At 61.0% G+C, this 24,128-nt stretch carries 19 protein-coding genes; 5 read left to right on the top strand and 14 right to left on the bottom strand.

The annotated features are described in order from the left end of the window. From U9R61_RS07775 to U9R61_RS07760, 4 genes are all read right to left on the bottom strand, one after another. Complete coding sequence (locus U9R61_RS07775; protein WP_322488244.1) at positions 1–657, bottom strand: response regulator transcription factor; 657 nt, start codon at positions 655–657, stop codon at positions 1–3. A gap of 191 nt (positions 658–848) precedes the next feature. Next, on the bottom strand, positions 849–3,050 hold the full coding sequence (locus tag U9R61_RS07770) for a GAF domain-containing protein (protein WP_322488243.1): 2,202 nt from the start codon (positions 3,048–3,050) through the stop codon (positions 849–851). A gap of 448 nt (positions 3,051–3,498) precedes the next feature. Continuing rightward, complete coding sequence (locus tag U9R61_RS07765) at positions 3,499–4,245, bottom strand: ScpA family protein (RefSeq protein ID WP_322488242.1); 747 nt, start codon at positions 4,243–4,245, stop codon at positions 3,499–3,501. A 36-nt stretch (positions 4,246–4,281) separates the two neighbouring features. Beyond that, a complete protein-coding gene (locus U9R61_RS07760; protein ID WP_322488241.1) occupies positions 4,282–4,770 on the bottom strand; it encodes an HDIG domain-containing metalloprotein in 489 nt (162 codons plus the stop codon). 181 nt (positions 4,771–4,951) lie between these two features. On the opposite strand from U9R61_RS07760, the gene U9R61_RS07755 reads away from it, so the two are divergent. Continuing rightward, complete coding sequence (locus tag U9R61_RS07755) at positions 4,952–5,503, top strand: TlpA disulfide reductase family protein (RefSeq protein ID WP_322488240.1); 552 nt, start codon at positions 4,952–4,954, stop codon at positions 5,501–5,503. Then, on the top strand, positions 5,500–6,351 hold the full coding sequence (locus tag U9R61_RS07750) for a DUF2085 domain-containing protein (protein ID WP_322488239.1): 852 nt from the start codon (positions 5,500–5,502) through the stop codon (positions 6,349–6,351). Before U9R61_RS07755 ends, U9R61_RS07750 begins: the two co-directional genes overlap by 4 nt. A gap of 158 nt (positions 6,352–6,509) precedes the next feature. Here U9R61_RS07750 and U9R61_RS07745 read toward each other — a convergent pair whose 3' ends face one another. After that, complete coding sequence (locus tag U9R61_RS07745; RefSeq protein ID WP_066788730.1) at positions 6,510–6,950, bottom strand: RrF2 family transcriptional regulator; 441 nt, start codon at positions 6,948–6,950, stop codon at positions 6,510–6,512. A gap of 262 nt (positions 6,951–7,212) precedes the next feature. Here U9R61_RS07745 and U9R61_RS07740 point away from each other — a divergent pair, with 262 nt between their 5' ends. Beyond that, the gene (locus U9R61_RS07740) at positions 7,213–9,633 is read left to right on the top strand and encodes a 3-hydroxyacyl-CoA dehydrogenase/enoyl-CoA hydratase family protein (protein ID WP_322488238.1); all 2,421 of its coding nucleotides are present in this window, start codon (positions 7,213–7,215) and stop codon (positions 9,631–9,633) included. A gap of 260 nt (positions 9,634–9,893) precedes the next feature. Beyond that, positions 9,894–11,069: an acetyl-CoA C-acyltransferase gene (locus tag U9R61_RS07735; RefSeq protein ID WP_322488237.1), complete on the top strand. Its 1,176-nt coding sequence runs from the start codon at positions 9,894–9,896 to the stop codon at positions 11,067–11,069. A gap of 18 nt (positions 11,070–11,087) precedes the next feature. Here U9R61_RS07735 and U9R61_RS07730 read toward each other — a convergent pair whose 3' ends face one another. From U9R61_RS07730 to leuB, 8 genes are all read right to left on the bottom strand, one after another. Then, a complete protein-coding gene (locus tag U9R61_RS07730; protein ID WP_322488236.1) occupies positions 11,088–12,110 on the bottom strand; it encodes an ATP-NAD kinase family protein in 1,023 nt (340 codons plus the stop codon). Between the two features lie 57 nt (positions 12,111–12,167). Next, positions 12,168–13,562, bottom strand: coding sequence for an alpha/beta fold hydrolase (locus U9R61_RS07725; RefSeq protein WP_322488235.1), 1,395 nt, complete (start codon positions 13,560–13,562; stop codon positions 12,168–12,170). 30 nt (positions 13,563–13,592) lie between these two features. After that, positions 13,593–14,627 (bottom strand): alpha-ketoacid dehydrogenase subunit beta, encoded by a 1,035-nt coding sequence (locus U9R61_RS07720; protein WP_322488234.1) that lies wholly within the window; start codon positions 14,625–14,627, stop codon positions 13,593–13,595. 63 nt (positions 14,628–14,690) lie between these two features. Then, positions 14,691–15,707 carry a thiamine pyrophosphate-dependent dehydrogenase E1 component subunit alpha gene (locus U9R61_RS07715; RefSeq protein ID WP_322488233.1) on the bottom strand — a complete coding sequence of 339 codons (1,017 nt, stop codon included), beginning with the start codon at positions 15,705–15,707 and terminating at the stop codon, positions 14,691–14,693. A gap of 330 nt (positions 15,708–16,037) precedes the next feature. Then, entirely contained in the window at positions 16,038–17,381 is a 1,344-nt protein-coding gene (manB, locus tag U9R61_RS07710; RefSeq protein ID WP_322488232.1) for a phosphomannomutase/phosphoglucomutase, read from the bottom strand. A gap of 101 nt (positions 17,382–17,482) precedes the next feature. Next, entirely contained in the window at positions 17,483–18,406 is a 924-nt protein-coding gene (meaB, locus tag U9R61_RS07705) for a methylmalonyl Co-A mutase-associated GTPase MeaB (RefSeq protein ID WP_322488231.1), read from the bottom strand. Positions 18,407–18,409: 3 nt separating this feature from the next. Next, positions 18,410–18,817 (bottom strand): cobalamin B12-binding domain-containing protein, encoded by a 408-nt coding sequence (locus U9R61_RS07700; RefSeq protein ID WP_066786266.1) that lies wholly within the window; start codon positions 18,815–18,817, stop codon positions 18,410–18,412. A 309-nt stretch (positions 18,818–19,126) separates the two neighbouring features. Further along, entirely contained in the window at positions 19,127–20,203 is a 1,077-nt protein-coding gene (gene leuB / locus U9R61_RS07695) for a 3-isopropylmalate dehydrogenase (protein ID WP_322488230.1), read from the bottom strand. 114 nt (positions 20,204–20,317) lie between these two features. Between leuB and U9R61_RS07690 the strand changes: the two genes are divergently transcribed. Continuing rightward, positions 20,318–20,536, top strand: coding sequence for a hypothetical protein (locus tag U9R61_RS07690; RefSeq protein WP_322488229.1), 219 nt, complete (start codon positions 20,318–20,320; stop codon positions 20,534–20,536). Here the strand turns inward: U9R61_RS07690 and U9R61_RS07685 are convergent, their stop codons facing one another. Beyond that, a complete protein-coding gene (locus U9R61_RS07685; RefSeq protein WP_322488228.1) occupies positions 20,537–24,031 on the bottom strand; it encodes a BTAD domain-containing putative transcriptional regulator in 3,495 nt (1,164 codons plus the stop codon). Positions 24,032–24,128 lie beyond the last annotated feature (97 nt).

The raw sequence follows: 24,128 nt of genomic DNA, 5'->3' as shown, positions 1-24,128 counted from the left end.
TTACTCCTCGTCATCAATCGGCACTAGTCGTTTGCGCAAGGCATAGATCGCCACTTGCGTGCGATCGGCCAAGTGGAGTTTCGAGAGAATGTTGCTGATGTGGGTTTTGACCGTCTTTTCCGAGACGATCAGCGTATCGGCGATCTCTTTGTTCGACATACCCTTGGCCACTAACCGCAACACATCCATCTCGCGCGGGGTGAGCTGCTCGACCGGCGCTTCGTTAGGACGCGGCATGTTGAACTCTTGCATCAACTTGGCCGCGACATCGGGATGCAAAACCGCTTCGCCGCGGCAGGCGGCGCGGACGGCATGGGCCAGCTCTTCCGGTGAAATATCTTTGAGCAGGTACGAGATAGCGCCGGCTTTGATCGCCGGAAAGACCTTGTTGTCATCGGTAAAACTGGTCAGCACAATCACCTGCGATGAGGGACTGACCGCTTTGAGCCGGCGGGTGGTCTCGACGCCATCAATGCCGGGCATGACCAGATCCATCAGCACGACATCAGGCAAGAGCTCGCGGGCCAGTTCCACCCCCTCTTCGCCGCTGCCTGCTTCGCCGACCACTTCGATATCAGGTTGCAATTCGAGAAAATCGCGCAACCCTTGGCGCACAACGCGATGATCATCGATCAACAGCACGGTTATTTGTTCCATCAGCCGGCCTCCTGTGGGTACACGAGCCAAGGGAGGGCAGCGTAAGCCATATATCATCCGCTTGCGCTGACCACGTATTGCTTGATATGAGCTAAAAGATTAGTCTGTAGATGATTGACCCTCATCCCTCCAGCTCCCTTCATCTCATCCGCACACAGAGGGAGCTTCATCATTCTGAAGCGTGTTATTCCCTACTCCCTCCTGCCCATTCCCTCCTCACTACCCGCATTCCGCCCGCGCAGCGGCACCACCACCTCAATCTCGGCGCCGGCGCCGGGCCGCGAATGAACAGCGAAGGTGCCACCGAGTTCGGCAGCCCGTTCGCGCATGCTGAGCAAACCGAGATGGCGGCCTTCACCGGAAGGACGCGCGGCGGGGTCGAAGCCTTGTCCATCATCGATCACGCGAATACGCACTTGTTCGGCGGTAAGTTCAAGTTGAATCTGGACATTGCGAGCCGCGGCGTGTTTGACGATGTTGTTGAGCGCCTCTTGCACGATCCGGAACAGCGGTTGCTCGATGCCGCGCGCATGGCGCTCGTCGCCAATCACGTTTAGCTCGATCCGTAACCCTTCACGGTGGGCCAGATGCTGAGCATGCTGTTGAATCGCCGCCACCAATCCCTGATCGCGCAACGCCGGCGGGCGCAATTGAAAAATGAGTGCGCGCATCTCGGCCAACGCGGCAGTCGCCGTCTCTTGCAGCCGATCGAGCAATGCCGGCACGCGGGCCGGATTCCGCTCAAACTGGGCACGGGCCGCTTGGGCCGTGAGCGTCATGCTAAAGAGCTGCTGGCTGACGCTATCGTGCAACTCGCGGGCCAAGCGGTTGCGCTCTTCGAGCGCCGCCGCCTGTTGCGCGCGTTGGTACAGCCGGCCATTCTCAACTGCGCCGGCCAGCATATCGGCCACGGTTTCGAGCACCGCTGCATCTTCGGCGGTCAAACCAGCCGGTTGCGGCGATTCGATATTGAGCACGCCCAAAGTCTTGCCGTTGGCAATCAGCGGCACACACAGCTCCGAGCGAATATCGAGCCGCTCGCTCAAACCAAGATAATCGGCTTCGCTGGCCACATCTTCGGCGCACACAATCCGCCCGCTGCGCGCAGCCCGCCCGACCAAACCGAGATTGATGTGCTGGCGATAACCGACCCGTGACGGCGCATACTGGCCAGCGGAAGCGACTAATACCAGTTCGCTGGCATCATCTTCAATCAAAAATAGATCGACTTGCGGATAGCCAAACCCCTGCTGAATGCGTTGGGTCGCCAGTGGCAACGACTCGCGCAGATCGAGCGTGGCGGTGACGATGCGCGCAATCGAATTCAGCACCGCCAATTGATCGGCGCGGCGCTGTACTTGCGCCGCCAACCGCTGCGACTCGGCGTAGAGTTGGGCGCTGACGATTGGGCCACTAACCTGCGCCGCAATCGCTTCGAGCAGATCGACATCTTCATCGTTGAATGCGCCGGCGCGGCGGCTCACCACACTCAAAATACCAATCACCCTGCCGCCGCTACGCAATGGCGCAATCACGCACGAGGCGACATCAGGCCCAAACACCAACGCCTCGCGTGTGTCTATCCGGCAATCGTCAATCACGAACGGTTGGCCGCTCTGCGCCACCCATGCCAGCGTGCCATCGAGCAGTGGCAAGCGATGGCTAACCAGGTCTGCCAACGATGGCGCTGCCGCAGCGACAAGCAAGTCGTTGGCTTCATTGAGCAACGCCACCAAGCCGCCACCAAACGCCGCAGCCAGCCGATCAACGGTCTGGCGCAGGATGGTGTCAAGATCGAGGGTTGCGCCGACAGCGCGCCCCAACTCGGCTAGTAATTGCTCTTTGGCCAGCAGACGGGCGCTGCGCTCGGCCAGCCGCACGTTTTCCACCGCCAGCGCGGCTTGGCGGGCAATCGCCTCGACCATCCGCACCGTCGCCAGATCGGGCGGCTGCGGCCATGCAATCACAACCACCCCGATCAACCGCTCGCCCCGCCCCCGCAATGGCGTTAACAACGCCACCGCCGGCGCAATTGCCGCCGTGTCCGGCACACCAGTGGGCAAGGCTTCCGCCGGCACGAGATACGAATAACTCAGCCGGTATTCGGGCCGCAACAAGGGCTGGTACAGCGCCGGCTCGACCGGCGCGGCCTGCAACTGCTCGGCGAGCTGTGGTTCGACGCCGGCGAAGGCGACGGCATGCAGCGTGTCACTCTCGTCATCACGCAGTCGCGCATAGACGCACGGACTGCTCACGATCCGCCGCAGCGTCTCAACTACCTCGCCAAGCAAACCTTCCGGCGAGTCATCGGCGCGCAACGCATCGCCAAACGCCAGCCAGTCGCCGAGCGGGAGTGATTGGTTTGCGGCTGTAGGATGCGAAGCACTCGTCATAGGCGTTGTTCGTTACGTAGTCCCCTCCCGGCCTTTCCCGCTAGGTTCAAGGTACAGACCGGCCATCTGATCCGGTACCCGGCCCTGAAGGGCCGGGCTTGGGTAACGAATCCCGCTGCGCGGGCTGACGGCCCTCACCCCCAGCCCCTCTCCCACTCAGGGAGAGAGAGGGGCGGGCAATGTTAAGCGTTGAGGCATCTCATTGGGATCAACGGCTTTGTTCGACCAAACGTTCTGTCCGCGCCTCAATCCGCTGGGGGAGTGGCGGGCCGGCGGTCCGCGCCCCCTCCTCCGGCGCGGAGTGCGGGTGGCTCGCCCACAAGCTAATCGCCGTTCTACCCCTTCCTCCCTCCCCCGCTGGGGGGAGGAGCGGGCTTAGCACCTCTCTCAGTCTTCCCCGCTGGAAGGATCTGTCACGTATTTGCATTGTCGCATATCGCGGCGCTGATTACAACTCGCGCTCATCGGCTTCGCTGATCTCGATTGGTGACTCGCCGCGCCCGATCAGAATCGGGCCGAACAGCGACGCCTGTTCGATGATGATCGCGCGCCGCTTGAGCAATTCCAACACCGCCCAAAACGACACGATCACCTCTTCGGGAGTTGGCTGCGTGGTGAGCAGATCGCTAAAATCGAACCACGCCGCGCGTTCGAGCCGGGCGCGAATGCGCGCAGCGACTTCAGCGACGGTCAGCCGGGGCTCCAGCACAATCCGCTCTTCGGGTTCGAGCAGCAACTGCAACTGCGCGCGGCGGGCCAGCGCCTGCAACAGATCGGCGATACGGTAACTGGCCGGAGGCGGAGCGATCGTGAGCGGCGGCGGCGCGACGCGGGCAAAGGTGCTGCGCCCGCTCTCGTGCCAGACGCGCAGCAGCTCGGCGGCTTGCTTAAAGCGCCGGTACAACTCAAGCTGGGCCGCCAACTGCTCAGCATCTTCATCAACCGGCGCTGCCGGCGCGCTCGGCGAGCGGGGCAAGAGCGCGCGCGACTTGATCAGTACTAAACGAGCAGCCAAACTCACGAACTCGGCTAGCTCGTCCGGTTCGACCGCTTCCAGCGCGCGCACATAGGCCAAATACTGGTCGGCCACTTGGGCCAACGCGATGGTGGTGATATCAAGTTCGGCGCGTTCGATCAGACGGAGCAGCAGATCGAGCGGGCCGGTGAAAGCGGGCAAGGTAACTTCGTAGGGCATAGATAGTACGTTGGCTGCCGCAAATGTGCGCAGACGTTAATTCTGCTCGTCGGCCCACTGCAACCGGGCAGCGCGACCGGTTGGGTGGGGATCATGGTAATGGCGCAGCGTCTCGACAATTTCCGGCGGGCAACCGGCGGAAGCGGCCATACGCGCGCCGCGAGCGGCATGGTCGGCATAGATGGCAATCGCCGGCGCCAGCCGGGCGGCAATCAGATAGAGGGCCGGCCAGCGTTTGAGGATCGTCGCCAGCACATACCAACCGAGCGCCATCGGGCGGCCCGCGTCATCGACTTTGCCGCAATCATGGTAGAGCGCCGCGCGCAACAACAACGTATCACGCTCGCCGGCGGCGACTAGCGTCTGGTAGACATCGAGACAGTGCCGCCGATCGTAGAGCGGCATCTGCCAAAACAATCGCTGCTCGGCGGGAGTGAGCACCTGCGCGACCAGTGCATATTCGGCGGGTGAAACATCGGCGCACAAGGCGTTGCGAAATTGGCGAATGCGGTATGATAGAGACATAAGACCATCGTTGGCGGTCGTGCATGATTACCGGCGAAGCATTATACCGCCGGAAGCGACGCCAGCGCAATTGGCCCGTTTCGCTGGAAGGCATCGCAGTTTGTAAAGAGTAATGCAACGCGAGCACGTGACCCGCTGCGTTCAGCGTTGTAACCGATCACACCCATGGTAGAATGAGACTATGAGATACGCTATCATCTTCCTCAGCTTCATCTTCGTCCTTGTCGCCTGCACCGGCGCGCCGCAGACCAGCCAGCCGCTGGTGGTAGGTGAGACACCGATTGCATCGGAAAGCAAGCTGATTGATACCAAACCGGATTGGGCCGCCATTCCCGGCGAAAAAGCGCCCGATTTCAGCTACACACTGGCCGATGGCACTTACAAATTGAGCGACCTACGCGGCAAACCGGTGATTGTCAATTTTTGGGCCACGTGGTGCTTGCCTTGCGTCGAAGAGATGCCGGAATTAGAGGCAGCTCGCCGCACTAACCCTGATCTGGTGATACTGGCGGTCAACCGCAATGAGTCGGTTGAAGCGATTGCCGCCTTCGTGCCGAAAGTAGGCGTCAGCTTCCCCCTGATTACCGACCGCAACGGCGCGATTGGCGAGCGGTACGGCGTGACGAATTTACCGACCACCTTCTTTATCAATCGCGATGGCACCATCGCCGCCCGCCATCTCGGCGCGTTAACCGCCGCGCGGCTGGCTGAGCGACTAGCGGAGGTACGATGAGCGAACGTTCTCCGGATGAGATTCTCCGCATGGCGCAAGAGCGGATTGCGGCGCGGAAAGAGACCGAGAGGAGGCCCGTCCCGTGGGGGCCGATCTTTCTCGGCAGCTTCAGTGCGCTGCTGGTGGCCCTGCTCTTCAGCCCCGGCATGCCGCTGGAGTGGAAGATGTATGCGGTCGTACATGGCATCTGCGCCCAACAGCACAACATCTTTGTCGGCGGGTTGCAATTTCCGCTCTGCGCGCGCAACAGCGGCATTTACCTGAGCTTTATGCTCACTTTCCTCTATCTGTACGCAATCGGGCGCGGCAGGGCCGGCAAGATTCCGCCGTGGCCGATTTCGCTGACGCTGGTGGCTTTCGTGGGCATTATGGCGGTTGACGGCTTCAATTCGCTCTTCCTCGATCTGGGGCTGCCCAACTGGTACCCGCCTGACAACTTCTTGCGCACGCTCACCGGTATGGGCATGGGAATCACCATTGCCGCCGCGCTGCACATTGTGCTCAACAACACCCTGCGCCAGAATGTCGATCCACAGCAGCCGGTCTTTGCCAACTGGCTGCAGTTGCTCGGCATTATCGTGATTAACCTGCTGGCGCTGGCTGCCATCTACGGCAACCTCGGCATCACCTTCTGGCCGCTAGCGTTTTTGGCCTTCTTCGGCATTCTCGGTGTGCTCTATTTGGTCTGTTTGTTGCTGACCAGCCTGTTTATGGGTTATGAAGGCAAAGTGACGAGCATCCGCCAACTGGCCGGCCCAGCGACGATTGCGCTCATTCCGACGTTGGTGATTGCCGGGGCGATGTCGTGGCTGCGGTTTTGGATGGAGAGCATGGGATTGATACTGTAAAGGCGCACGTAGAGCCGGACGGCTGTCCGGCTCCGAAGACGCAGAAGACGCAAAAGCGCGAAGGACGCAGGGAGCGCAAAAGTTTTTACGATGTTTTGGCTCACGTGCGCTTGGGAACAGTCCCGTCATCCATCTTTGCGCTCTTAGCGTCTTTGCGTTTAGATATAATACATCACCGCCCCATCGCGGCTACGTTTACGCTGGCAAAGATCATCGAGTGTGATTGAAGCCAGCCGGCGTTCAATTGTAGCGCGCAGCTCGCTCCACACCTCATCGATCAGCGCCCGATCGAGCGGTTCGGTGGGTTGCAAATCGTCACGCCCGCCTTCCGCCGGCAAGATCGGCCCTTCCAACACCGTCAGCGCCTCGAGCAACGTGATCGTTTCGGGTGAGCGGGCCAGCAGATGGCCGCCTTGCGGCCCGCGCAAGCTCTCAACCAAACCGGCCCGGCGCAGCGTGATCAACAATTGGTTAAGGTAATTGACCGGAATCCCCTGCCGGCCAGCGATAGCCTCGCTCTGGATCGGCCCCTCGCCATAGCGCTGCGCCAAATCAAATAGCGCGCGCAACCCGTAGTCGCCTTTGCTCGAGATGCGCATCGTTACCTCCATAGTCAAGTAGATCACTTAACATTGTAGCAATAAGGGCAACGGGCGTCAAATGGGGCAACGATAGCCAACGCTCGGCTCACCAGACGGACGAATCGGGCAAACTATGAATCCCATTCCCCAATTCGCGCAACTTGTGGTATGATATGCTCATCCCATGACGCAGTGCGTCTAAACACACGGTTGTGAATACACAACCGCGTGACAAGCGCACGAGAGTCCGCAACGGAGAGACATGGTCAAGGAGGACCCAATGACCTATCAGATCAAACGGGTTGGCGTGATCGGCGCCGGGACGATGGGGGCCGCGATCGCCGCGCTAGTGGCAGGTACCGGCATTCCAGTGTTGTTGCTCGATGTGCCGCCGGCCTCACTCACCGCCGAGGAGGAGGCAAAAGGTTTGACCCTTAGTCATCCGCAGGTGCGCAACCGGATCGTGCAGCAGGGGTTTGAACGCATGCGCAAGGCGCGCCCATCCAACCTCTACAGTGAGCGCAGCACCGAACTCATTACGCTGGGCAATACCGAAGACGATTTTCACCGGCTGGCTGAGTGTGACTGGATCGTCGAGGCGATTGTCGAGCAGATCGGCCCCAAGCAGGCGTTGATGGCGCGGCTGGAAGAGGTGCGGAAGCCGAACGCGATCGTCACCACCAACACCTCCGGCATCCCGATCCGGATCATCGCCGAAGGCCGCAGCGAGGCCTTCCGCCGCCACTTCTTCGGCAGCCACTTCTTCAATCCGCCCCGTTATCTGCGCCTGCTCGAAATCATTCCCGGCGATGAGGCCGATCCGACGGTGGTTGCTGCCTTCCGCCGCTTCGCCGAAGAGCGGCTGGGCAAGGGGGTGGTGATCTGCAAAGACCGGCCCAACTTTATCGGCAATCGCATCTTTGTGTATGCCGGGCAGGTGCTGCTCAATTTCGCGCTCGAACACGGCTATCAGGTGGAAGAGGTCGATGCGCTGACCGGCCCGCTGATTGGGCGGCCTAATACGGCCAGCTTCCGCTTGCTCGATCAGGTCGGGATTGACGTGATGGCATACGTGGCCGGGAATCTGTACGACGCGATTCCCGATGATGAGAGCCGTGAGGTGTACCGTCACAACGATCTGTCGCGATGGCTGGTCGCTGCCGGCAAGCTGGGCAAGAAGGTTGGGCAAGGCTTCTACAAAGAGGTTAAGCGTGACGGCAAGCGCGAATTTTGGCCGCTCGATTTGCAGACGCTCGAGTATGTGCCGCCGCAAGGCACGGCTGCGGTTGACGAGCTGGTCGCCGCAGCGCGCAAGATCAAACCGCTGCCCGACCGGCTGCGTTTTATCCTTGACCGGGCCGAAACCGGTGATCGCGGCGCGAAGCTGGTGGCAGCAGCGATCTACCCGATGATGGCGTATGCCGCCCGCCGCTTGCCCGAAATTGCCGATAGCGTGGCCGATGTTGATAACGCGATGCGCTGGGGATTTGCCCACGACATGGGGCCGTTCCAGCTTTGGCAGGCGATGGGCATCGCTGAAACGGCGGCGCGCATGCGCGCTTTTGGCGAGAGTCTGCCGACATGGGTTGATCAGCTTATCGCTGCTGAATGCCGTTTCTACGGCGAGATGGATGGCGCACCGGCGGCGTACAATGTCGCGACCGGCCAACTCGAACCCATCGTGTGCGATCCGCGCGCCATCGATCTGGCCGCGCTCAAGGCTGCCGGACGCGAGCTGTTTGGCAACGAGAGCGCCAGCGTGATCGATCTCGGCGATGGCGTGCTCTGCTACGAGCTGCACTCGAAGGCCAACACCATCGGCGGGCAAGCGGTTGAGATGCTGATCAAGGCCCTCGATGCACTTGAGCAGGGGCCGTGGGTTGGCATGGTCGTCGGCAATCAAGGCCCGCGCTTCTCGGCTGGCCTCGATCTGAACGATGTAGGCGCGGCAGTGATGGCAGGCGCGTGGGACGACATCGACGAGTATGCGGCACTGGTGCAGCAGACCTTCCGCCGTATGCGCGACAGCGCCAAGCCGATTGTCAGCGCGCCGTTCGGCCAGACGCTGGGGGGCGGGGTTGAGTTGTCGATGCACAGCGCGGCGTCGGTGGCTGCCGCCGAGACTTACATGGGATTCGTTGAGTTTGGCGTTGGGGTGATCCCGGCGTGGGGCGGCTGCACCGAGATGAACCGGCGAATTATCACTGCGGCGGCGCGGAGCGGCAACGATACCATCAAAGCCTTCCAGCAGGTGTTCGAGACGATTGCACTGGCGAAGGTCGCCACCAGCGCTCACGAAGCGAAGGAGTTGGGCCTGTTGCGCCCGACTGACCGGATCGTCTTCAACCCTGATTATCTAATCGGCGAGGCCAAGCGTGAAGTGCTGCGGCTGGTGGCTGATGGGTATACGCCATCTATCTCCGCCAAGCCGTGCTATGCCCTTGGCCGCGACGGGTTGGCGGCGGCGCGCATTGCGATCTACCAGATGCGCGAAGGCGGCTTTGCCACCCCCTACGATGCGGTGCTGGCCGAGAAGCTGGCGTATGTCTTGTGTGGCGGCGAACTGAGCAGCGCGCAGTGGGTTGACGACGTGTATATGCACACCCTTGAACGGACGACTGTGATCGAGCTGTTGAAGGACGAGCGCACCCAAGCCCGCGCCCGCCACATGCTCGAACATGGCAAACCGCTCCGGAACTAAAGGCGCAGAGGGGGCAGAGACGCAGAGGATGGTACACGCAGAGACGCGAAGGACGCAAAAGGCGCAGAGGCGGGTAAACGCAAAGACGCAAAGGACGCGAAGGTTTTTAATGATGGTTTGGTAGCAGCGCGCTTGTGGGAGCAGACCCATCAGACATCTTTGCGTCCTTGGCGAACTTTGCGTCTTTGCGTTAAAGACACTTTGTGTTCTTGGCGAGCTTTACGCCTTGGCATTACTCGTATAACAAAGGAGTTATCGCGATGCAAGAAGCAGTGATTGTTTCCGGGGTTCGCACGGCAGTCGGCAAAGCCGGACGCGGCGCGTTGCGCACGGTGCGCCCCGATGACTTAGCGGCGATTGTGATTAAGGCGGCGATTGAGCGGGCCGGGATCGAGCCGGGGTTGGTCGAAGACGTGATTATGGGTTGCGCGATGCCCGAAGGCGAGCAGGGTCTGAACGTGGCCCGCGTCGCTGCGCAGCGCGCCGGTCTGCCCGATAGCGTCTGCGGGGTGACGGTCAATCGCTTCTGTTCGTCGGGCTTGCAGACGATTGCGATGGCTGCCTACCAGATTATGGCTGGTCAGAACGAGGTGGTGGTCGCCGGCGGCACCGAGAGCATGAGCATGGTGCCGATGAGCGGCAATAAGTTCTCGCCCAACCCCTATTTGGCCCAGCACGACCCGGCGGTCTACTTGGGCATGGGTTTGACCGCCGAGAACGTCGCCCGCCGGTTCGAGATTAGCCGGGCCGATCAAGATGCTTTCGCGCTGTGTTCGCACCAGCGCGCGTTGGCGGCGCAGGCCGCCGGTCTGTTCGACCGCAGCATCGTGCCGGTTGAGGTTGAGCTGGTTGAGCCGGGGCCGGATGGCCAACCCCGGCGGCGGGTGCAGATCTTCGACCGCGACGAAGGCCCGCGCGCCGACACCTCGGCAGAGGCGTTGGCGAAACTGAAGCCGGTCTTTGCTACCGAAGGGACGGTCACTGCCGGCAATTCGTCGCAGACGAGCGATGGCGCGGCGGCGGTGGTGGTGATGAGCGCCGCGAAGGCGGCTGAGCTGGAGCTGAAGCCGCGGGCGCGCTTTGTGAGCTTTGCGGTGGGTGGCGTCGAGCCGGAGGTGATGGGGATCGGACCAGTGGTAGCGATTCCCAAGGCGCTGAAGCAGGCTGGGTTAACGCTGGCCGACATTGATCTGATCGAGCTGAACGAGGCTTTCGCCGCGCAAGCCATTGCCGTCATTCGCCAGCTCGGTCTCGACGAAGCGCGAGTCAACGTGAACGGCGGCGCGATTGCGCTCGGCCACCCGCTCGGCTGCACCGGCGCGAAATTGACTGTGCAGATCCTCGATGAACTCGAGCGGCGCGGTGGCCGGTACGGGATGGTGACGATGTGTATCGGCGGCGGGATGGGTGCGGCGGGGATTTTTGAACGGTTATAATCGCGGTTGGGGCGGGTTTCAAACCCGCCCCGCCGTAAAAAACCCGGCCCCAGCCGCCACCGCAATCGCCCGTCGCGGATCGATCACCCGCGGGCCGGCGGGATTCAGGCGCAATACCGCCCAATCGCCGGCCCGCAATTCCAATTCGCGTTCGCCATCGAAGGCCAAAACCGCTGGCCGGTCGCACCGCACCCGCACCACGTCGCCGGGGGCCAGCACCCGGTGCGTCGCGACATGCACCGTCTGCATCAACCCCGGCGCGACCGGCGCCCGCACCGGTTGGCCACTAGCCGCTAGATGTAGGTACAAGCCATGGCCCGGCGGATAGTTGCCGGCCAGAAAATTGGCCCCGATTGACGACAACCCAATATTGCCCGGCTCGGCGCGCGTAAGAACCAGATCACTAATCCGCGTGCTATCCCAAATCGCGCGAGAAGCGACAAACCGCTCGTCGTACACTGCGACATCGACCAGAGCAATATCGTCGGGAGGTACGCCATTAGGCAAACCTTCCTCGGTCTGATCGGCGCTCAGGCGGTAGACATCGATCCGCGGCGCGCGCGTCACCGCCGCCTCGGCGCAACCGCGCGCCACCAAGCCGGCGGCGAGGCCGGCAGTGGTGGCTTCGATCATCATCGGAAAGACGTTGTTGGTGCCGGTTGAGATCGGCATCAGTGGCGTCTCGCCGCACCCCTTCGCTACCAAGCGGTTGGTGCCGTCGCCGCCAAGCGTCACAATGCAGCCAACACCACGTTCGGCCAGCAGTTGCGCTGCTCGCCGCGAGTCGTCGGGAGTGAACCACGCCGGCATGTCGAGCAAGGTGGCTTCGATCTGCAACGGCAAGTTGTCGATCGCCTTGAGACCAATCCCGAAGCGATCGGGCATGATCCAGACCCGCTGGACACCGGTCGCTTCGAGCCCCAGCAACACTCGTTTGACGATACTGACCTTCTCTTCGTTATCGAAAACCGACCCATGGGCGACGAGGCGCCGGATGTCTTTGCCCGAGGCTGGATTGGCGATAATGCCGGCTGTGATCATACGCTTTGATTTGGGGTTATGCGATCATTGGGAGCCGCACGGCCGTGCGGCTCTCCATTACGCTGTAACCGGCATCGTCTCGCGCAAAAACGCAACGACGCTATCGGTCACGCGGGTAAATCCGGGACTGCCCGGCAATACCCAGTTGAAATGGGTCATGCCGGATACCACCTCTAACCGGCAGGTATCGCCGGCGTTGTCAGCGATCGCCTGCGCTTCCGCCAACGGCACCAACTGGTCGCGGTCGCCGTGGATGATCAGCAGCGGGCGTGGTGCGATCTGATCAGCTACTTCTTCGGGTGCGTACTCGATCAACGCCTCGGCGCTTTCCAAGGGCACCGACACCTTCATCTGCGGGAACTCGGCGCTGACCTGATCGAGAAACGCCTGCGAATCAGGATCGGGAAGCACAATCTCTAACGGATCGACGGTGGCCGAGACGCCGGTGCGCACGCGATGGCGGCGGTCTTCATCCAAGCTGGCAAGGAATTGCGTCCATTCCCAATGGCGGCGCAAGCTGCGCAGCCAGCGCGCGCCGTTGCCCGGCGGTTCGAGCGCCACCGCCGCTTTGACCCGTTCGTCAACCGCGGCAGTGGTGATCGCATGCGCACCGCCGAGACTGATTCCCACTACCGCCAAGCGATCAGGATCAACGGTAGGCTGCTCGCTGAGAAAGGTTAGCGCAGCCCGCGCATCGGCCACCTGTTCGAGCGGCAACAGGCGACCGCGCGGCCCTTCGCTCTCACCAAAGCCGCGATAGTCAAAGACCAGCGCCACATAGCCGGCGGCGTTCAAGACCTTGGCAATATCGGGCATCACCATCGTCTTGAGGTAGGTGTAGCCGACCAGCAAGACGACGCCGGGCCGCCGCTCACCCCCCGGCAAGCCGCGCGGCGTGTAGAGCAAGCCGTCGAGCCGGTAGCCGGCGCTGTAGAATTGCACCCGCTGCAACGGCTGCGCCGGCGCAGCGCGAGCAGCAATCGCGCGCTCGACGTCCTCTTTGACGATCGCGCCGCCGGGGCCGCTACCGGTCAGCGTATGCAGATCAATCCCGTGCTCTTGGGCGAGCTTGCGCGCCGCCGGCATCGCGCGCACCCCGCCTGCCGCTGCCGTTGGCGACGGTGAAGCTGGCTTTGGCGCTGCCAGCGCTGGCGCGGGAGCGGTCGTTACCGTCTCGGTTGCGCCATTCGTGGTAATGCCAGCCAACTGCTCGCCGGGAGCGGTGATGTAGGCGATGACCTTCGTCACCGCCACCACACTGCCTTCAGGGTAGCAGAGCCGGGCCAGCGTGCCGCTGGCCGGCGCTTCCACCACATTCGTAATCTTCTCGGTCTCGACCTCGGCAATCGGTTCGCCCTTCTGTACCGCTTCACCCTCGCGCTTGAGCCAGAGGTTAATCTTGCCCTCTTGCATACTCAAGCCCCACTTGGGCATCACGACCTCGGTAGGCATGGCAACTCCTGCAACAACAACCCGCCGCGCTTAGCCCAACGCCGCCCGCGCCGCCGCGACGATACGCTCTGGCGAGGGGATGTAGGCGTCTTCGAGCGTCGGGCTAAACGGCACCGGGGTATGGGGCGGCGTCACCAGCTTGACGGGAGCGTTGAGGAATTCGAGCGCTTGCGTCGCTGCTAGAGTAGCAATATCGGTCGCCACGCTGCAACGCGGGTTATCCTCATCGACCACCACCAGCCGGCCCGTCTTGCGGATCGACTCGAGCACGGTCGTCTCGTCGAGCGGCGAGAGCGTGCGCAGATCGACCACCTCGGCGCTGATCCCCTGCTGGGCCAGCCGTTCAGCCGCTTCAAGCGCGTGCAGCACCATGCGCGAAATCGCCACGATCGTCACATCACCGCCCTCGCGCTTGATCTCAGCTTGGCCGAGCGGAATCACATACTCGCCTTCGGGCACCGGCCCCTTCATATCGTAGAGCAGCTTATGCTCGCAGAAGATCACCGGATCGTCGTCGCGGATGGCCGCCGCCAGCAAGCCTTTGGCGTCAGCCGGCGTCGCCGGCGCCACCACCTTGAGGCCGGGGAAGTGGACGAAGGTCGAGTAGATCGAATCGGAATGCTGGGCCGCAGCGCGGAAACCGGCCCCGATCATAGTGCGGATGACCAGCGGAATGCGGGCTTTGCCGCCAAACATATAGCGCATCTTGGCGGCCTGATTGACGATCTGGTCGAGGCAGACTCCCATAAAGCCGATGAACATCAGCTCGACCACGGGGCGCATACCGGTAGCCGCTGCGCCAACCCCAGCGCCGACGAAGCCAGACTCGGTGATCGGCGTATCGCGCACCCGCTGGCGGCCAAACTCATGCACCAAGCCCTTGGTCACGCCCAACACACCGCCCCACGCATCGAGATGGCTCTCGTCTTCGCTGTGCGACGCACCGGTTACATCCTCGCCCATCAAAATCACAGTTGGGTCGCGCCGCATCTCCAGGCGCAGCGCCTCGTTAATTGCCTCGCGATAGCTCAGGGTGCGTACCGCCTCTTCAACCATTGCCGTCATAGTGTCACCTCATCATTGAGTGGCAGCGGAGAAGCTCCGCCGGAAATCTATTCGCTGAACCGCCTAGCGATGCACCGGCACAGCCGCCGCTTGGAACGGCCAGAGCGCCGCCATCGGATAATCCACATAGACATCAGTCAGCAGCTCGGCTGGATCGGGCATCGGGCTTTCGGCAGCAAACCGCACCGCATCGTCGATCGCAGCCCGCGCACGCGCGTCGATCTCGTCAAGCTCAGTCTCAGTCAGCAACCCTTGCGCAATAGCGGTCTGGCGGAAGCGGTGGAGACAATCGAGCGAGCGATAATGTTCTTCCTCTTCCCGATTGCGATAGCGGATCGAGTCACCCTCGAAGTGACCGTAGTAGCGGTAGGTCTGCGCCTCGATGAAGGTCGGCCCCTCGCCGCGCCGGGCGCGGGCAATCGCCTCGCCGGCAGCTTCGTAGACAGCGAAGAAATCGAGACCGTCGATGGCAATGCTCGGCATGCCAAAACCGCGCGCGCGAGCGGCAATGTCTTGACCAGAGACGGAATAGTGGGGCGAGGTGGTCTCGGCGTACCCGTTGTTTTCGCAGACAAAGATCACTGGCAGTTTCCAGATGCCGGCCAAATTGAGACCCTCGAAGGTGGTGCCTTGATTAGAAGCGCCATCGCCGAAGAAACAGACCGTCACCTGATCGGTGCCTTTGAGCTTGGCGGTGAGACCGGCACCGCAGGCCAGCGGCGGGCCGCCGCCGACGATCCCATTCGCGCCGAGCATGCCCTTGTTGACATCGGCAATGTGCATCGAACCACCCTTGCCTTTGCACGCGCCGGTCGCCTTGCCGTAGATCTCGGCCATCATCTCGCGCAGATCAACGCCTTTGGCGATACAGTGACCATGGCCGCGATGGGTGCTGGTGATGAAATCATCATCGCGCAGATGGGCGCAGAGACCGGTTGCCACCGCCTCTTCGCCTGCATACAAGTGAACGAAACCGGGAATCTTGCCGGCGGCAAAATCGGTGTGGAGCCGATCCTCGAACTCACGAATGAGCCGCATCCGCTCATACGCCCAAAGGAGCTTGTCCTGACTGATTTCCATAGCGCTCTTCTCCGTTCGCCAATGAACGACAACCTCTATTCGTGGCTCGCCAACGAGCCGGTTGCGAGTATCAGACTAGGATTGAGACGAGCGCCCCTGCCAAGGGGGAACAGTGATTGGAAGAATTGGTGAGGCGCAATCTATTCCGTTTGGGAATATATTCGATACCTTTAATATACTGAGTGTTGATGCACGTGTCAAGGGTGATTATCCCAAATCGAAATGGGGGGATGGGATGGGGGAGAAAAATTGTAGAGACGCACGGCAGTGCGTCTCCACAATCATGATCACGAAATATATTCGTCACCAATGAGCGTAACCAATCCGGCATTACGACCGGATCACCGCCAAAACCTCATCGCGTTTGGCTTCCATCTCGGCGCGCGATGCGATCGACTCAAGATTCAGGCGAATCAGCGGCTCGGTGTTGGAACCGCGCACGTTGAAGTGCCACGTGTCGTAGCTGACCGACACGCCGTCGAGCCGCTCGATCTTACCATCGCTGTAGCGTTCGGCGATCTCGTCAAGCTTCGCGCGCACATCGCTCACCCGCGAGTTGATTTCGCCGGAAATGAAGTAACGCGATTCGAGCTGGCCCACCAATTCGCTCATCTTCACTCCGCGCTTCGAGAGCATTTCCAGCAGGTAGAGCGAGGGGATGATGCCTGAGTCGGCGAAGGCGAACGCTTTGAAGTAGTAATGGCCAGAGACCTCGCCGGCGAAGATCGCGTCTTCATTCGCCATGCGGCGCTTGATGAACGCATGCCCAACCCGCTCGACCAACGGGATACCGCCGGCAGTGCGCACTTCGTCGGGCACTGCCCACGACGCGCGCACATCGTAGAGAATCTTCGCCCCTGGCTCTTCTTCGAGCAGATAGCGGCCCAAAATCGCCGTCAAAAAATCGCCGGGAATAAACTCGCCGCGATCGTCGATGGCAAAGAAGCGGTCGCCGTCGCCATCGAAGGCAAAGCCAATATCAGCCCCTTCGTCTTTCACCCGCTGCTGTAACTCGGCCCGGTTCTCTGGCATCAGCGGATCGAGGCCGTGATTGGGCAAGGTGCCGTCGGGATCGAGATACATCCCGGTTAATTGGATGGGTAAGCGTGAATAGACCGCTTGCAGGATCGGGCCGACCATGCCGTTGCCGGTATCAACGATCACCTTCAGCGGCTTAATCGCCTCGACACCGATCAGCGAGAGCACCTTCTGCACAAACTGCTCTTTGAAATCGTACTCGCGACGTTCGCCGCGGCGGGTTGGCGTCGGGAAGTCTTCGCTCTCGACCAACCGGCGCAGATCCTGAATCCCCTCATCACCCGACAAGAGGTAGGGCATGCGGCGCACCATCTTAAAGCCGTTGTATTGCTTGGGGTTGTGCGACGCCGTCACCATCATACCGGGGAAGCCGAGCTGGGTGCAGGCGAAGTAGTACTGATCGGTGCTGACCATACCAATGTCAGCCACGTCAGCCCCCTGATCCATAATCCCGCGCGTCACCGCATCGAACAGTGCCGGGCCGGAGGTGCGCATATCGCGCCCGACGATCACCGTATCGGCGCCAAGGAAGGTGACGAAGGCGCGCCCGATCAGATAGGCTACCTCTTCGTTCAGCTCGGTTGGATAAATGCCGCGAATATCGTAGGCTTTAAAAATCGACGGATTAACCTGCACAGAAAACCTCCTAGATATATAGGGGCTATTCGCACGAGCGACGCATGCTTCGCCCCTACCGCGCCCCATCCACCTATTGTACGGGCGACGAATGCCGCGCCCTATCCATCCAACAACTCGCTCGCAGCGGCATACGGATCGCGCCGACGAGAGGCAATCTCGCCCACCAACTCTTCCCAACGCGGGCCGCGCAACCGTTCGAGGATCAATTCTTGTACTGCGGCAGCCAGCTCACGCTCGGCCAACGCCCGCATCCGGCCGGCTTGCGCGCCATCATTGGCAAGATGTTGCCGGTGCTGCTCGACCACATCGACAATCTGCGCGCATCCCTCGCCGGTGGTGGCTACCGCCGTCAACACCGGCGGCGACCAGCCATCAGCCGGCGCGCCCCCCAATTGCAACATCGTGCGGAGCTGGCGCACTGTCTGATCGACGCCGGGCCGGTCAGCTTTGTTGACCACAAAGATATCGGCAATTTCGAGCATGCCGGCTTTAATGCTCTGCACATCATCGCCCATGCCGGGCACTTCCACTACAATCGTGGTATCGGCGGTCTGGGCAATATCAACTTCATCCTGCCCAGCGCCAACCGTCTCGATGAACACGATTGGAAAACCGGCAGCGGCGATCAAGCTGACCGCATCGGCAGTCGCGCGCGCCAAACCGCCCATCCGGCCCCGGCTGGCCATACTGCGAATAAAGACGCCGGGATCGCCGCCGAGCGCCTGCATGCGGATGCGATCGCCAAGCACCGCGCCGCCGCTGAACGGCGACGATGGATCAACGGCGACGATGCCAACCGGCACCCCGCGCCGGCGCCATTCTTGGGCCAACGACGTGACCAGCGTCGATTTGCCGGCGCCAGGAGGGCCGGTGATGCCAACCCGATGGGCATGAGCGTAAGGGTAGGCCGCCGCCATCACTGCGCGCGCCGCCGGCCCGCCATGCTCGACCAGAGAAATGGCGCGCGCCAGCGCTCGCCGCTCGCCGTTGCGCAAGCGCGTCACCAATTCGTGCTCGCTCATAGCTCAACCCCGCGTCAACTGGACGTTGGAACGGATGAAGTCGATAATCGCCTGCGTTGACGAACCGGGGCCGAACACCTCGGCGATGCCGTGCTCGCGCTTCAGAATCTCGGCATCTTCATCAGAGATGATCCCGCCAGCGACGACCAGCACATCGGTCATACCCTGCTCGCGCAGCAACTGCATCACTTTGGGCAGCAGCGTCATGTGCGCGCCAGAAAGGATCGAGAGACCGATCACATCAACGTCCTCTTGCAGCGCAGCCTCAACGATCATCTGCGGTGTCTGCTGCAAGCCGGTATAGATCACCTCCATGCCGGCATCACGTAGAGCGCGGGCAATGACTTTAGCGCCCCGATCGTGGCCATCGAGACCGGGTTTCGCGACCAGCACGCGAATCTTTCGCTCCATCGAGCGCTCCTTCCGTTGCGATAACGAGTGCGATTCGGTTGCGTGGCTGCCAGTATAGCACAGGGCAGTACGCGCTGGTTCAAGTATACCGCAACGGATAGACACGTTGGTTTATGTACCGCAGAGATCGCAGAGGATTGACGATCACCATAAATGCTTGTGTGAGAAAACGGAGTATCTCAGCTCAACCAGAGAGAAAGGGCGGGAAGAGAGCAACAGAGCGCCGCCCTTGGCGTAAAACGACACAATGGCGCAGAGGATAAAAAGAGACATCCTCTGCGCCCTCTGCGTCCTCGGCGATAAACCTTATCACCCAGCCACCGCAGCAGCGACCGCATCGCCAACCACGGCAGTGCTATAGGTAGGCTGGCCGGGGGCGGCAATATCGGCGGTCACAATCCCACGCTCGATCACCGCTGCCACCGCCGATTCAACACACTCGGCTTCGGCAGCTAGATCGAGCGAATGGCGTAACAGCATCGCCACACTCAAAATCGTTGCCAAGGGATTGGCCTTCCCCTGCCCAGCAATATCGGGGGCCGAACCATGGATCGGCTCATACAACCCCATCCGCCCGCTGCCCAACGACGCCGACGGCAACATCCCCATCGAACCGGCCAGCATCGCTGCTTCATCAGTGAGAATGTCGCCAAACATATTCTCGGTCACAATCACATCAAAATCAGCCGGACGGCGGATGAGATGCATGGCGCAAGCATCAACCAGCATGGTCTCAAATTGCAGATCAGGGAATTCATCGCGCATCAGCCGAGTCGTAATACTGCGCCACAACCGGCTGGTTTCGAGCACATTCGCCTTATCAACCAGCGTCAGCTTGCCGCGGCGGCGGCGGGCCAATTGCGCGGCAACCCGCACCACCCGGACAACCTCCTCCTCGGTATAGATACAGAGATCGCTGGCCCATTCACCACCGGGGCCACGTTCGCGCCGCTTCTCGCCAAAGTAGATCCCGCCGGTCAACTCGCGCACCACGATCAGATCGACACCTTGCAGCCGTTCGGGACGCAGCGGCGAGGCATCGATCAAGCGTGGATGCATCTGCACCGGACGCAGGTTGGCAAACAGACCGAGCGTCTTGCGAATGCCGAGCAACCCCTGTTCGGGCCGCACCTTCGCCTGCGGATCATCCCACTTGGGGCCGCCGACCGCACCGAGCAACACCACATCAGCCTCGCGGCACAACGCCACGGTTTCAGCAGGCAACGGCTCGCCGGCAGCATCAATCGCACACCCACCGATCAATGCTTCACGCAGAGTAAAGGTGTGACCAAAGCGGGCCGCTACCGCCTGCAACACCTTCACCCCTTCCGCCACCACCTCTGGCCCAATCCCATCTCCGGGTAATACTGCAATCACAGCTTGCACAGCAATCCTCGCGACACAATCTAGATCTTGGTTATGAAATGGTAAGAACACCTCAGTATGATACTACTAAGTTTGCTAGTCGGGTGACAGATGATAGAGCGAGGAAAGAAAAGTATGGCGACTCGGCGAGTCGAATCATTTTTGGTGCGGATTGTCGTAGCCGAGAACGAAGACATGGCGGCGCAGCGGTGGAGCGGGCGGATCCAGCATATTGGCACCGGCTTTGAGTGCCGCATTGACCAACTCGATGAACTCTTAGCTTTTATCAACAATCACTTGCAACAGCACGCCCCCGCCGATGCTAATAAAACCGCCTCTGAGGCTACTACCTAGCTACGACGCACGTTTGCCGCGAACTTGCTCAAACAGCGCTACCGTTTCGGATAGCGGCTCAACGCCAAGCTCATCGCGCAGTGCGGTTACACAACGCTGATACAACCGGATAGCCGTGCTGCGCTCACCAATTGCTCCATACCCACGAATCAGCAACTGGTACGCCTCTTCCTGCGCTTTATCGTACTCGAGCACCCGCCAGCCCAACGCAATGGCATCGTGATACTTCCCCTCGTCAAACAGAATGCGGCCCAAACTGAGCGTGGCATCGGTAAACAACAACCCTAATCGTTCCCGTTCCACCACCGACCAATCTTCGTACAAACTATCAGGCAAAAACTGGCCAGTATAGAGAGACACCGCCACTTGGAAGGCCTCACGCGCTTCGGTGCTCCGGTTGCGTTGCAATTCGCGCCGGCCTCGCTCTACCGCCTGCACGAAATCAGCCACATCATACGAATGATCGCTCTCGACATTAAAGCCATAGGTGTCACCTTGCTGGATAATATAGTAGGTTGGCGCACCTTCTGGCCGATCAGGCTCCAGCGCCTTAATCAACCGGCTGATCGTCACCCGCAGATTATTGGAAGCTGACTCGCTATCGAGACCGGGCCAGAGCATATCCATAATCTGCTCGCGCGGCAGCATACGCCCGCGCTCGATCAGCAACAATTGCAGCAACTGGCGCGCTTTAACGCTGCGCCAATCGCGATCACGAACCTCTTGATCGCCACGAAGCACTTGGAATCCGCCCAAAGCACGGATGATAAGCCGGTAGGGCGGACGATAGCTCAGCCGCTCAAGCGCATCCTGAGCCGCTTGGCGAACGTGGGGCGAACGATCTTTCAATAATGCCCGCAGCGTGCTGTACGCATTAACAACGCTCAGATCGCCGATCAGGCCAGCGCTGCGCACGCGCAGCGCAACCGGAAACGACTCATCGAGCAACGGAATAAGGATTGCGGCCAGCGTCGTCGTATCAAACTGGCGGAGCGCAGCATTCATTGCCCGGCTCGACAACCCAAGTTGCAACGAGGTCTTGATCGCCCAGAGCATCGCCGGGCGCGGCAAAAAGGGCAGCGACTCAACGCTAGCACGATCGCAAATCGCACATGCCGATAGCAAATCCTCCTTAATCGCAGGCGAGTCGCTCTGATACTGCGCCACCAAATAGGCCCGGTAAATATGGATCAAAGCGCGGAACAAACCATCGTAGCGCCGATCCATAGACGAGAGCAGGTCATCTGCTATCGCCAACGCCTGATCACGTGCGCCGCCTTCGCCGATAGCAATCAGCAACAGGCTCTGCAACCAGAGATCCTGCGTATTGAGATAGCGGCTATCACAATAGGCGGGGTGCTGCACACTTGCCACCGGCTGCTCACGCAGTTTTTGCCAAAATGCTAGCGCCTGCGCCGCCGCAGCAGCAGGCTGGTGGTTACGCAACAACCCATAGATTTCAACGATCCGGGCGCGCGCGCCCAAGAGACGGTCATCAAGATGGGCCACGATTTGCCGTACCCGCTGCAACGATGTGGCGGCCTCTTCATATCGATCATGCTCGATCAACAACAGGGCCAACATTAAGGCTGTATTGCCGGCCAGCACACTGCCGGGCGCGTAATCGCTCAACCGGTAATAACATTCTTGCACTTGATCGAGCGCAGCTTCGCCTTTCCCCTGCTGGTAGAGCGCCATCGCCTGCAACAACAGCAACGACTGGCGCAACATATCGTTGCGATCGATGCGGGGCAACTCAAGCGCGGCATTAATCGCAGTCATCGCTTCTGCTGGGTAGCCCTGCTGGGTATAGATCGATGCCCGCAGCGCAGCCAGCAACCACTGCCACAGCACGCTGAGCGGACGGCGATCGGCCCAACGCGCGATTCGCAATGCCGCCCGAAACCGCCCTTGGCTATAGGCGCGCGCCATCAACCCAACCAACGCTGCGCCGCGCGACCACGTGTCGTTGGCGCGCGCCGCCGCCGCAATGACGCGGCGGCACGCCGCCGCAAACTCAACCGGCGCATCAGACCAGAAGAGGAGAACGGCCATATCGCGCAGCGCGCGCAGCTCCTGCGCCGGAGCGCCGGCCAGCCGGTATTGTTCGGCGGCTTGGCTGATCAATTGCAAAGCGCGTTCGCGATCGGTATTGAACAAACTCCAACCTTGCATGTGGAGCAATTCAGGATCGCGTTCGCGCACTTCCGGCGGGAGACGCTCGATCCAATTCCGCAAACTGTCGCGCTGGGGCGAGTCGATCAATGGCCACGCATGCTCGCGCAGGGCATGCGCGATCGCTGCCGGGTTGCCGGTCGCCGCTAAATGGCGCAACGCCGCCTCGATTTGATCATGGCGCACCAGCACCATCCCAAACCGTTCGTGCAGGTCGCGCACCGTCACTCGATCAAACCGGGTCAGCGCTCGATCGGCTAACAGGCGCTGCCAGAGTGGGTGAAAGCGGAAAATCCGTTCGCCATTGGACGCGCCGGCATCAACCGTTAGCGGCAAGCCGAGCGCAATTGCTTGTTCGATCAGTTTGGCGCTATCATCAACGCCAAGCGCCTCATCGAGCAACGAGGGGTTGACTTGACCAAGCAGAGCGGCGCAGATCAAGCGATCGACCAAGCGCGGCGGCAACGCCGCCAACACCTCTGAAGCCAGATACTCAAACAGATCGTGCTGATTTGTCGCCAAGCCTTGCAGATACACCCGGCGCTGCTCAGGCGTCTGGCGGGCCAGTGTGCGCACTGCCAACTGCACGCTCAACATCCAACCGCCGGTGCGTTCGAACAACAGATCGAGCTCATCATCCGTCAACGACACCCCAGTTCGTTGCAACAATTCGATCGCCTCGTGCCGTTGTAACAAGAGATCATTCGCCCCGATCTCAAGCAACAACCTTTCAGCACGCAGGCGCGGGAGCGGGGCAAACGTCAACGGCCGGCGCGAAGCCATCACAATGTGCAAATTTGGCGGTGCAGCGCGTAAGAGATAGCCCAGCAGATCAGCCGTAATCGGCCCATCGCTCACCAGATGCACATCGTCGAGGATCAACATTGTTTGTGATTGCAACTCACGTTGCACATCGCTCAGCAATGCGCCGGCCACCAACGGCCAATCCCGTTCTAAACCGGATACGCTCTGCAAGATGCGCAATGCTTGCTCGCCTGCCTGAGGCAAAATCCGCTGAATTGCGCCGATCAGATACGCGAGCAGCAAGGCCGGCTCTTGGTCGCTTGCCTCAAAACCAAGCCACGCTACTTGCGCTCCGGTGCGGGCGAGTTGATCGGCCCACTGGGCCAATAAGGTGGTTTTACCATACCCAGCCGGTGCCACGACCACCGTTACCGGCAGCAAGCGTGCTTCAGCTAATAACGCCTGCAAATCCCGGCGCAACATTTCGTCATCTCGCACCGGCGGCGGCGAGAGCTTGAGGGGTAATAATGGGGCGTTTACCGCAACCGATGGCGCGTGTTCGGCCAATTCGGTCATGGACTGCTCCTTAGGCTACCAGAAAGCGCCACGAACAGGCAACGTTTGCCGCTGTTCGCGCATCAGCGTAATTGTCGAGCAATGTATGATACAGATG

This window comes from Chloroflexus sp. (assembly GCF_034431535.1).
Lineage (GTDB): Bacteria > Chloroflexota > Chloroflexia > Chloroflexales > Chloroflexaceae > Chloroflexus.
Note: the sequence above shows the minus strand (reverse complement) of the source record. Positions and strands in the feature narration are given on the sequence as shown.